The sequence below is a fragment of the Nocardia sp. BMG111209 genome (assembly GCF_000381925.1).
In the GTDB taxonomy this organism is placed as follows: domain Bacteria; phylum Actinomycetota; class Actinomycetes; order Mycobacteriales; family Mycobacteriaceae; genus Nocardia.
This window is the reverse complement of sequence record NZ_KB907307.1, coordinates 44,428-56,235: the sequence shown is the minus strand read 5'-3', so window position 1 is coordinate 56,235 and position 11,808 is coordinate 44,428. Positions and strand designations below refer to the sequence as shown.

Sequence of the window (11,808 nt, the reverse complement as noted above, 5' to 3'; positions counted from 1 at the left end):
CATGACGGACGAGGCGACGCTGCGCCGCTACCTCGAGCGCGCCACCACCGCGCTGCTGGAGACCCGGGCGCAGTTGCAGCGGCTGGAGGCCGCGCACCACGAACCGATCGCGGTGGTCGGGATCGGCTGCCGGTATCCCGGCAATATCCGTTCCCCGCAACAACTGTGGGAGCTGGTGGCCGCCGGGCGGGATGTGACCGGGCCCTTTCCCACCGACCGCGGGTGGGATCCGGCGAGCCTGCTCGGCGACGATCCGGACCGGCCGCACACCGTGACCGCCGAGGCCGGCGGATTCCTGGACGCCCCTTTCGATTTCGACGCCGAGTTCTTCGGGATCTCCCCGCGCGAGGCGACCGCGACGGATCCCCAGCAGCGGGTGCTGCTGGAGGTGGCGTGGGAGGCGTTCGAGCACGGCGGCCTGGACCCGATCTCGTTGCGCGGCAGCGATTGCGGTGTCTTCGTCGGTGCCATGTACCACGACTACGCCAGCCGCCTGCGGCAGGTGCCGGGCGAGCTGGAGGCACAACTGGGCACCGGCAGCGCGGCCGGAGTGCTGTCCGGGCGGATCGCCTACACGTTCGGCTTCTCCGGTCCGACGGTGACCGTCGACACCGCCTGCTCGTCGTCGCTGGTCGCGATGCATCAGGCCGTGACCGCGCTGCGCGGCGGTGAATGCGGGCTGGCGCTGGCCGGCGGCGTGACGGTGATGTCGACGCCGGCGAGTTTCATCGAGTTCAGCCGGCAGCGCGGCCTGGCCCGCGACGGCCGCTGCAAGTCCTACGCCGCCGCGGCCGACGGCACGGGTTTCGCCGAGGGTGCCGGTGTCCTTGTGCTGGAACGACTCTCGGACGCGCGCCGGCACGGTCACCGGGTGTACGCGGTGCTGCGCGGGTCGGCGGTCAACTCCGACGGCGCGGCGGCCGGGCTGACCGTGCCCAGCGGGACGGCCCAGCAGCGGGTGGTCCGCCAGGCACTGGCCGCGGCCGGACTGCAGCCCGGTGAGATCGATGTCGTCGACGGCCACGGCACCGGCACCACGCTCGGCGATCCGATCGAGGCGCGGGCACTGCTGGAGGTGTTCGGCGAACGCGAGGCCGAACCGCTGTGGCTCGGCTCGGTGAAGTCGAATCTCGGCCACACCCAGGCCGCCGCGGGCGTGGCCGGGGTGATCAAGATGATCATGGCGATCCGGCACGGCGTGGTTCCGGCCACCCTGCACATCGATGAACCGACACCGCACGTGGACTGGTCCGCCGGTGCGGTGCGGCCGGTGCAGGCGGCCCGGCCGTGGCCGGAGACCGGGCGGCCGCGCCGCGCCGGGGTGTCGTCGTTCGGGATCAGCGGCACCAACGCGCACCTGATCGTGGAGCAGGCGCCCGAACCCGCCGCGGAATCCGCGGTGGCGCCGCGAAATCCGTTGTCGCCCTGGGTGGTCTGGGAACTGTCCGCGCGCTCCGAGGCCGCGCTCGCCGCGCAGGCCGCGGCGCTGGCCCGGCATGTCCGCGATCGGGCCGAGCTGCCGTTGGACGGAATCGGCCGGGCACTGGCGACCCGTACCCGATTCGCCCGGCGCGCCGTGGTTTTCGGCCACGATCGCGGAGAACTGCTGGCGGCGCTGACGACCCTGGCCGCGGGTGGCCGCTCCCCCGCCGTGATACAGGGCGTCGCCGCGTCGCCGGACGCGCCCCGTGGCGGCACGGCGGTGATGTTCCCGGGCCAGGGCGCGCAACGGGTCGCGATGGGCCGGGAACTGCATGCGGCGCATCCGGTGTTCGCGCGGACCTTCGACGAGATCTGCGCCGCCTTCGACGAATACCTCGACACCCCGCTCGCCGAGGTGATCTTCGCCGAACCCGGCACGCCCGCGGCGGAACTGCTGGGCCGCACCGGATATACCCAGGCGGCGCTGTTCACCGTGGAGGTGGCGCTGTTCCGGATGGCCGAATCCCTCGGCCTGCGAGCGGATTTCCTGATCGGTCATTCCATCGGCGAACTCACCGCCGCGCATCTGGCGGGGATCTGGACCCTGCCGGACGCGGTCGCGGTGGTCGCCGCGCGAGGCCGGCTGATGGACCGGTTGCCCGGGCACGGCACCATGATCGCGGTCGCGGCGGCCGAGCACAAGGTGACCCCGTTGCTGGTCGGCCGGGAACACGCGGTGTCGCTGGCCGCGGTCAACGGGCCCGCGGCCGTGGTGCTGTCCGGCACCGACACGATGATCGGTGAACTGGCCGCGACCCTGGAACGCCTGGGGCGCAGGGTGTCCCGGCTGCGGGTGGCACATGCGTTCCACTCCCCGCTGGTGGAGCCGATGCTCGCGGAGTTCGCGCAGGTGTGCCGCGAGGTCGCGTATCACGAACCGGTTCTGCCGATCGTCTCGAATGTGACCGGCGCCCTTGCGGATCCGGCGCGGCTGCGGGAGCCGGAGTACTGGGTGGAGCAGGTGCGCCGGCCCGTCCGATTCTTCGACGGGCTGCGCTGCCTGCACGACGAGCTCGGCGTCGAGGTGTTCGTCGAGGCGGGTCCCGGCAGCACGCTCACCGCGCTGGCCCGCGAGGCGTTCACCGCCGAAGCGGGTGTGACGGCCGCCGCGCTGCTGCCCGGCCGGAGCGCCGAGACACCGGCGGTGATCGCCGGACTGGCCGCGGCACAGACCGCGGGCGCGCCGATCGAGTGGTATCCGGACGCCCCGGCCGCGGCGGTGGAGCTGCCGACCTACGCGTTCCGGCACCGCCGCTACTGGCTCGACGCCGGTACCGCCGTGACCACCACCGCCGGCGGCGAACCGACCGGCCATCCGCTGCTGAGCCGGCGGCTGGCGCTGGCCGACGGCGTCGTACTGTTCACCGGCAGCGTGTCCCGGGCACAGAGCCCGTGGCTGGCCGATCATGTCGTCCACGACGCAACGTTGTTGCCCGCCACGGCCTTTCTGGACATGGCGCTGCTGGCGGCCGATCGGGCCGGGCTGGATCGGGTCGAGGAACTCACGCTGCTGGAGCCGCTGCTGATCCCCGATTCCGGTGAGCCGGACGTGCAGGCGATTCTCGGCGCGCCGGGCCGTGGCGGCGAGCGCACGCTCACCGTGCATTCACGGCGGTTGCCGCACGGGCAGTGGATCCGGCACGCGGAGGCCACGCTGTCCGCGCGGTTCGTTCCGCCGCCGCCGGTGCGGATCCGCAGCTGGCCGCCGGACAACGCGGAACCGGTGGATCTCGACGAGCGCTACGGTGCGCTGACGGCCGCCGGATACCAGTACGGGCCCGCCTTCCGCGGCACCCGCGCGCTGTACGGGCGCGGCGACGAGATCTTCGCCGACATCGAGATACCCGCCGGGATCGACCCCACCGGTTATCTGATCCATCCGGCGGTGCTCGACGCCGCGCTGCATCCGCTGGCCGCGACCGAGGGCCCGACCCGGCTGCCGTTCTCCTGGCGCGGCGTGCGCACGCACGGTCCCGCCGTCGGGCCGCTGCGGGCGCGGCTGACCGATATCGGCACGGACGAGGCCACGCTGGAGGTAGTCGACGCGGCCGATCGGCCGGTGCTGTCGGCGGATCTGCTCGTGCTGCGGCCGATCACCGCCGCGGCCCTCGCCGGTGCGCGCGGCGACGACCGTTACCTGCTGAACTGGGTGCCGGTCGCGCCGTCCGCCGCCGTGCGCCTGCACTGGTCGGATCTGGCGTGGTTCGAACTGCCCGAGTACGGGCCCGACCCGGCCGGGGTGCGCGCCGCGCTCGACGCGACACTGTCGCGCATCCGCTCCTGGCTCGCCGAGACCGACGAGGGCACACTCGGCATCCGCACCCGCGGCGCGGTCGCCCTGCCGGGTGAGCCCGGCACCAGCGCGGCGGCCGCGGCCGTGTGGGGCCTGGTCCGGACGGCGCAGACCGAATATCCGGGCCGGTTCCTGTTGCTGGACACCGACGACGATCCGGCCGGGCCGCTGCCCGGCGATGAGGCCCAGATCGTCTCGCGGGCAGGCGAATTGCGGGTGCCGCGGCTGGCGCCGGGTGCCGCCGCACCGGCCGCCGCGCCGTGGCGGGCCGGCGGCACCATCCTCGTCACCGGCGCCGGCGGCGGGCTCGGCGGGCTGGTGGCCCGGCATCTCGCGGGCCGCGCCGAGGTCGGCCATCTGCTGCTGCTCGGCCGCGGCCCGATCGACACCGACGGCATCGACATCCCGGTGACCACCGCGCGATGCGATATCGCCGATCGGGACGCGCTGGCCGCGGTGCTCGCCGCGATCCCCGCCGACCGGCCGCTGACCGCGGTGGTGCACGCCGCCGGTGTGGCCGAGGACGGTCTGCTCGATTCGCTGTCCGCCGAGCAGTTCGACCGGGTGCTGCGGCCGAAGGTCGACGGCGCGTGGAACCTGCACGAGCTCACCGAGGATCTGGATCTGTCGGCGTTCGTGCTGTTCTCGTCGGTGGCCGGGGTGCTCGGCACGGCGGGGCAGGCCAATTACGCCGCCGCCAACGCCTACCTCGACGCGCTCGCCCGGCATCGCCGGGAACGCGGACTGCCCGGCACCGCGCTGGCCTGGGGACTGTGGTCGCGCCGGACCGGTGTGTCCGATCATCTGACCGAGGCGGATCGGGCGCGCCTGGCCCGCGGTGGCATCGCGGCGCTGGCCGATGCCGAGGGCCTGGCGCTGTTCGACATCGCCTGCGCCGCCGACGATCCCAATCCCGTACTGATGGCGCTGGACCGGAGCCGGCTCGACGACCGGGTCGCGCCACCGCTGCGCGGGCTGGCCGGTGCCCGCCGCGAGACCGTCGAGCGCGCGCCCGAAACCTTCTCCTTCCCGGCCCGTTTCGCGACGCTGAGCGCCACCGGGCGGCGCGAGCTCATCCACGACCTGGTGTCGGAGCTGGTCGCCGCGGTACTCGGGCACACCGACGAGGCGCCGGACACCGACCGCACCTTCGCCGAACTGGGCTTCGACTCGCTGACCGGCATGGAATTACGGACCAGGCTGGTCGACACCACCGCGCTGCGATTGCCCGCGACGCTGGTGTTCGACCATCCGACACCCGATGCCCTGGCCGCCCACCTGCACGCGAAACTGCTTGCCACGCAGGCGGAACCGGAGCCGGAGGTGGACGAGGCGGCGCCGGTCGCGGTCGGCCACAGTGACGCGGCGATCGGATCGATGGATGTGGCCAACCTGATCCGGCTGGCCTACAGCGGCGATCCGGCGCCGGCGGATTCGGGCCCGGAGGACGAATTCTGGACCGACGGGCACGACTTCTTCGGGGCGGAGGGCGCGGTCGTCACCGACGACAGCGCCACCGACGCGGACTTCCGGAGTGTGTTCGGGCACCGGGTATCCCGCGGCGTCTCGGGCGAGGATCGGGGCCGGCGATGACCGCACCGGATCCCCAACTCGTCGCGGCGCTGCGCACCACACTGGTGGAGCGCGACCGGCTGCGACAGGACAACGCCCGGCTGTCCGCCCGGCTCAACGAGCCGATCGCGATCATCGGGATGAGCTGCCGGTTCCCCGGCGGCGTTCGGACACTGGACGATTGGTGGCGGCTGCTGGCCGACGGCCGGGACGCGATCGGCGACTTCCCGGCCGACCGCGGCTGGCACACCGACGATCGGTCCGAACGCGGGGACTATCCGCGGGTCGGTGGATTCCTCGACGACGCACTGGATTTCGACGCCGACCTGTTCGGCATCTCGCCGCGCGAGGCACTGGCGATGGATCCACAGCAGCGCCTGCTGCTCGAAGTGTCCTGGGAGGCATTGGAACACGCGCGCCTGGATCCACTGGCGCTGCGTGGTTCGCCGACCGCGGTGTTCGCGGGCGTGATGTACCACGACTACGCGGACCGGTTGCCGACGGTGCCGGAGCGGGTGGAGGGTCATCTGCGCACCGGCAGTCTGGCCAGTGTGGTGTCGGGCCGGGTGGCGTACGCACTGGGCCTGCACGGCCCGGCCGTCACCGTCGACACCGCCTGTTCCTCGTCACTGGTCACCATGCATCTGGCGGCGCAGGCGCTGCGGCAGGGCGAATGCTCGCTCGCGCTGGCCGGTGGGGTGACGGTGATGGCGACGCCGAAGGTGTTCGCCGAGTTCGCTCGTCAGGGCGGGCTGGCGCCGGACGGACGGTGCAAGGCGTTCGCGGCCGCCGCCGACGGCACCGGCTGGGCCGAGGGTGTCGGCGTGCTGGTGCTGGAGCGGCTGTCGGAGGCCCAGCGGCTCGGGCACCGGATCCTCGCGGTGATGCGCGGGTCGGCGGTCAACTCCGACGGCGCCTCCAACGGACTGACCGCACCGAACGGGCCTGCGCAGCAACGGGTCATCCGGCAGGCGCTGGCATCGGCCGGGCTGCGGGCCGGCGATATCGATGTGGTGGAGGGACACGGCACCGGAACGCGCCTCGGCGATCCGGTGGAGATCCAGGCGCTGCTCGAGACCTACGGCCGCGGCCGCACCCGCCCGCTGTGGCTCGGTTCGGTGAAATCCAATGTGGGCCATACCCAGGCCGCGGCCGGGGTGGCGGGGGTGATCAAGACGATCCTCGCCATGCGGCACGGCATCGTGCCGCCGACGATGCACGTGGACGAGCCGTCACCACACGTCGACTGGACGGCCGGACCGGTGCGGCTCGCGACCGCACCGCAGCCGTGGCCGCGGACCGACGGTCCGCGCCGCGCGGCGGTGTCGTCGTTCGGGATCAGCGGCACCAACGCGCACATCGTCCTGGAGCAGTCCCCCGCCACCGACACGGAAACCGGCACCCCCGCACCGCTGTTGCCGGTCGCGTGGCCGTTGTCCGGGCAGTCGGCGGCGGCGGTCGCCGATCAGGCCGGCCGGCTGCGCGATCACCTGGCCGCGCGGCCGGACGCCGATATCGCCGATATCGCGTTGTCGCTGGCCACGACTCGCGCGCGGTTCGGGCCGCGCGCGGTGGTGGTCGGCGACGATCGCGGCGAATTGTCGCAGCGGCTGGCCGCTCTGGCGGCGGGCGAGCCCGCCGCGGGGGTCGTGATCGGCGAGGCGGCGGCGAAGACCCGGGTCGCGATGCTGTTTCCCGGCCAGGGTTCGCAGCGGCTCGGGATGGGCTCACAACTGTATTCCGACTACCCGGTGTTCGCGGCCGCCTTCGACAAGATCTGTGCCGCACTGGATCCCGAACTCGATCGGCCGATACGCGAGATCGTCTGGGCCACTCCCGATTCCGCCGAGGCGGCGTTGCTGGACCGGACCGACGGCACCCAGGCGGCGCTGTTCGCGGTCGAGGTGGCGCTGTACGAGCTGCTGCGGTCCTGGGGTGTCGAACCCGCTTTCCTGCTGGGTCATTCGATCGGTGAGGTCACCGCCGCCTATCTGGCGGGTGTGTGGTCACTGGCCGATGCCGCCCGGTTGGTGGCCGCGCGCGGCCGGTTGATGCAGCGACTGCCCTCGGGCGGGGCGATGCTCGCCGTCGCGGCCGACGAGGCCACGGTGGTCGGGCTGCTGGCCGGGCGCAACGGCCGGGCCGGTATCGCCGCGATCAACGGACCGGCCGCGGTGGTGGTGTCCGGTGACGAACCGGCGATCGACGAGATCGCCGCTCTCGCTGCGGCGCAGGGTCTTTCGACCCGGCGACTGCGGGTGAGCCATGCCTTCCACTCGCCGCGGATGCGGCCGATGCTCGACGAGTTCGCCGCGGTCTGCGCCGGTCTCACCTTCCGGCCGCCGGCCGTCCCGATCGTCTCCAACCTCACGGGTGAACTCGCCGACCCCGACGAATTGTGCACCCCCGGCTATTGGGTCCGGCACATCGCCGAACCGGTCCGCTTCGCCGACGGGGTGCGCTGGCTGCGGGAGAAGGGACGAGTCACCCTCTTCCTGGAAACCGGTCCGGGAGCGGCTCTTTCCGCCGCGGTGGCCGATTCGGGCGGTACCGCGACGGTCGTCTCCACGCTGCGCCGCGATCGGCCCGAACCGGAATCCGTGACCACCGCGCTCGCCGAGGCGTTCGTCGCCGGTGCGCCGGTGGACTGGGCCGCGCGGCTGCCGGGTGCGGCCGTGGTCGATCTCCCCGGCTATGCCTTTCAGCGGCAACGGTTCTGGCTGGATGCCGGGGCGGCGGGGGCCGACGTGCACAGTGCCGGGCTGTCTCCCGCGGGGCATCCGCTGCTCGGGGCGCTGGTGCCCGCACCCGACGGCGCGTCCGCGGTGCTGACCGGGCGACTGTCCACCGGCGGCCACGACTGGCTGGCCGACCATCGGGTGGGCGAGCGAATCCTGCTGCCCGCCACCGCCTTCGTCGATCTGGTCCTGCGCGCGGCCGAGGAGGTCGGCGCCGACCGGATCGTCGGTCTGGTGGTGAACGCCCCGCTCCCGCTGACCGAGGATCCGGTGGCGATCCAGGTTCGCGTCGAGCCGCCGGACGGCGCCGGGAATTTCCCGGTGTCGATCGCGGCACGGACCGGTGACGACGTCTGGACGGTGCACGCCGAGGCCGTGGTCACCACGGGCACCGGTGTCCGCCCGGTGGGCGAGGCCGCGACCTGGCCGCCGCCGGGGGCGGTCCGGATCGACACCGACGAGATCTACCGGCGGCTGGCCGAATCCGGCCTGGACTACGGTCCGGTGTTCCGCGGCCTGCGCGAACTCTGGCGCGACGGAACCGATCTGGTGGCCCGGGTGCGGGTTCCCGAGGAACTCGACGTGACCGGGTACCGCATCCATCCCGCCCTGCTGGACGCGGCGCTGCACGCGGCCGCGGCTCTCGACGGAAACGATTCCGGCGCAACACTACTGCCGTTCGCCTGGCACGGGATCACGGTCGACGCGATCGGCGCGACCGAACTGCGCGGGCGGCTGTCGGCCGAGGCGGCGGACCGGATCACCCTCACCCTCACCGATCCCGAGGGCCGACTGGTCGCCACCGTCGACGCCCTGGAATTGCGTCCCGCGCCGAGAACGGCGATCCGGCCGAGCGCACGTCGCGATCCCCTCTACGTGGTCGACTGGATTCCGATCACCGACGAACCGGCCCCCTACGGCGGACCGGCCGCGACGGTGTTGCGGGTCGACGAGATCCTCCGGGCCCGCGCAGACGAACCGATCGGAGCCGGTGCGCCACCGAACCCGCCGGGCGGCGGCAGACCGGCGCAGACCGGCCACTCCGCATCGCGGATCGACATCGACGCGCCGACGCTGGACGGAATCGTTGCGGCGCGGGCAAGCGATCCGGCGTCCGCGCGCGAGCTGCTGGTGCGGGTGCTGGATCGGGTGCAGCGGCTGCTCGCCGAGGTTTCCGATGCGCCGCTGGTCGTCGTCACGCACGCAGGGGTGGCGATCGACCCGGCGACCGAGGATCCCGACCTCGCCGCGGCCGCGGTCCGTGGTCTGCTGCGCAGCGCTCAGGCCGAGCACCCCGAACGGATCGTGTTGCTGGACTCGGATCCCGCTTCACACGAGAGTCGCGGGCTCGACGAGTTGATCGCGCGGGTGCTCGCGACCGGCGAACCCGATGTGGCGGTCCGGGGCGGGGTGTTGCATGCACCGCGGCTCACGCACGCACCGGCTGTCGACGGGCCGGATCTGATCCGCGGTGAGCCGTGGCGGCTGATCGTCGGCGCACCGGGGACGATCGATTCGGTGCGGCTCGAGCCGGACCGGGAACCGGTCGCGGCGCTGGAACCGCATCAGGTCCGCATCGCCATGCGGGCGGCCGGGGTGAACTTCCGCGATGTGCTGATCGGCCTCGGCATGTATCCCGATCCCGGCGCCCCGCTCGGTGGTGAGGGCGCGGGTATCGTGCTCGAAACCGGTTCGGCGGTGGACGATCTGGCGCCGGGCGATCGGGTGATGGGCCTGTTCGACGGGATCGGCTCGACGGTCACGACCGATCGCCGGCTGGTGACCGTGATCCCCGCGGCCTGGTCGTACGCGCAGGCGGCGGCGGTTCCGGTGGTGTTCCTCACCGCTTATCACGGACTGGCCGATCTGGCCGGGCTGCGCCCCGGGGAATCGGTGCTGATCCACGCGGCCACCGGTGGGGTCGGGACGGCCGCGATGCAGCTGGCCCGGCACTGGGGGGCGGAGATCTACGCCACCGCGAGTCCGGGCAAGTGGCGGGTGCTGCGCGAGCGCGGGCTCGGCGACGACCGCATCGCGAACTCCCGGACGCTGGAATTCGAACAGGACTTCCGCGCCGCCGGCATCGACGTCGTACTCGACGCGCTGGCAGGCGAATTCGTCGACGCCTCGCTGCGACTGCTGTCGCCGGGTGGGCGGTTCGTGGAGATGGGTGTCACCGATATCCGCGATCCGGCGGCGGTCGCCGCGGCGCATCCCGGTGTCGACTATCACTCCTTCCTCATCACCGAGGTGGACCCGGAGCGGATCCGGGAGATGCTCACCGAACTGGTGGCGCTGTTCGAGCGCGGGATTCTCACGCCGCCGCCGCTCACCGGCTGGGACGTGCGCGACGCGGTCGCCGCGTTGCGGCACCTGGGGCAGGCGCGGCACATCGGCAAGGTGGTACTCACCTGGCCGCCCGCGCTGGATCGCGACGGCACCGTGCTCGTCACCGGCGGTACCGGCATGATCGGGCAGGCGGTGGCCCGGCATCTGGTGACCGCCTACGGTGCTCGGAACCTGTTGCTGGCCGGTCGATCCGGGCCGTCGGCGCCGGGTGCGGCCGAATTCGCCGCGGAACTGGGCGATCTCGGGGCGGAGGTCCGCATCGCCGCCTGCGACACCTCCGACGGCCGCGCGCTGACGCGGCTGCTGGACGAGGTGCCCGCCGAACATCCGCTCACCATGGTGATCCACGCCGCCGGAACCGTCGACGACGCGCTGTTCGCCGATCAGTCCGCGGCGCATCTGGATCGGGTGCTACCCGCCAAGACGTCCACCGCGTGGCAGCTGCATCGGCTCACCGCCGGGCACGATCTCGCCGGATTCGTCGTGTTCTCCTCGGCCGCAGGCGTTCTCGGGACGGCCGGGCAGGCCAACTACGCCGCGGCCAACGCCTACCTGGACGCGCTCGCCGACCACCGCAGGCATCGGCTGCTCCCGTCGCTGTCGCTGGCCTGGGGCCTGTGGGCGCAATCGAGCACGGTCAGCGCGCATCTCGGCGAGCGCGACCTGGCGCGGATGCGGCGCAGCGGCTTTCACGCGCTCAGTCACGAACGCGCGCTGGGCCTGTTCGACACGGCACTGCGCGGCGGGCACGCCACGGCGGTCCCGATCCTGCTCGACATCGCCGCCGTGGCGGACCCGCCGCCGCTGCTGCGTGGCCTCGTGCGCTCCCGTCGAGCGGCGGCGCCTGCCGCCGCGCCCGCGGATCTGGCGGGCCTGCTCGTCGGGCGCAGCTCCACCGAGCAACATCGGCTGTTGCTGGACCTGATCGCGCAGCACGTGGCGACGGTGCTCGATCACGGCGCCGGGCGGGCCCTCGATCACGAAAAACCTTTCGTCGACCTGGGTTTCGACTCGCTGACCACGGTGGAGTTGCGCAATCAGCTGCGCCGGTCGACCGGGGTGACGCTGTCGTCGACGGTGATCTTCGACCATCCGACACCGGTCGCGCTCGCCACCCACCTGCACAGCGTGCTGGCCCGCCCGGAACCCGCCGGTGATCTGGTGGCCGAGGCGGAGTTGCTGCTGGACCGGCTCATCGAATCCGGCGCTGCCCGAGCGGATCTGGCGCGGCTGGCCGACCGGCTCGCCGGCGCGATGCAGCATCGTGGCGGCGACGCCACCGCCGAACTCATCGAGATCGCCGGGGACGACGAGATCTTCGACCTCATCGACCGGCGCGCGGACGGACTGCGCGCCTGATCGAACACCGATCGG

The 11,808-nt window shown here is 72.9% G+C and carries 2 protein-coding genes; both read left to right on the top strand.

Going from position 1 to position 11,808, the window contains the following annotated elements; genetic code table 11:
* The first annotated feature begins 1 nt into the window (after position 1).
* Positions 2–5,368 carry a type I polyketide synthase gene (locus tag G361_RS41640; RefSeq protein WP_019925014.1) on the top strand — a complete coding sequence of 1,789 codons (5,367 nt, stop codon included), beginning with the start codon at positions 2–4 and terminating at the stop codon, positions 5,366–5,368.
* On the top strand, positions 5,365–11,793 hold the full coding sequence (locus G361_RS41635) for a type I polyketide synthase (protein WP_019925013.1): 6,429 nt from the start codon (positions 5,365–5,367) through the stop codon (positions 11,791–11,793). Before G361_RS41640 ends, G361_RS41635 begins: the two co-directional genes overlap by 4 nt.
* Positions 11,794–11,808 lie beyond the last annotated feature (15 nt).

Coding starts and splice junctions, on each gene's coding strand:
- G361_RS41640 (WP_019925014.1), top strand. CDS start 2: ATGACGGACGAGGCGACGCTGCGCCGCTACCTCGAGCGCGCCACCACC.
- G361_RS41635 (WP_019925013.1), top strand. CDS start 5,365: ATGACCGCACCGGATCCCCAACTCGTCGCGGCGCTGCGCACCACACTG.